Genomic DNA, 267 nt, shown 5'->3' with positions numbered 1-267 from the left:
ATGTTCACGCGCGTCGCCGTATGCATGGACGCGTGGCGCAGTGCTTCGATCAGCGACTTGTACGACTCGGTCAGATCGACATATTTGCCGACCATGCCGATTGTGACCTCGTGTTCCGGGTTCTGCAGCTTCTCAACGAGGTCCGCCCACATGGACAGATCGGCGGGCTTCGGCGTGAGCTTCAACTCTTCGCAGATGATCGCGTCGAGACCCTGATCGTGCAGCATCTTCGGAATCTTGTAGATGCTGTCCGCGTCCCACACCGAG

General features: G+C 58.4%; 1 pseudogene. It reads right to left on the bottom strand.

The window, feature by feature from the left end:
- Positions 1–267: pseudogene (pyrG, locus tag ACCD00_RS30855) on the bottom strand (CTP synthetase); the annotation flags it as partial.

This window comes from Pseudomonas sp. Pseusp3, from assembly GCF_047304225.1.
Taxonomy (GTDB): domain Bacteria; phylum Pseudomonadota; class Gammaproteobacteria; order Pseudomonadales; family Pseudomonadaceae; genus Aquipseudomonas; species Aquipseudomonas fluorescens_CD.
Note: the sequence above shows the minus strand (reverse complement) of the source record. Positions and strands in the feature narration are given on the sequence as shown.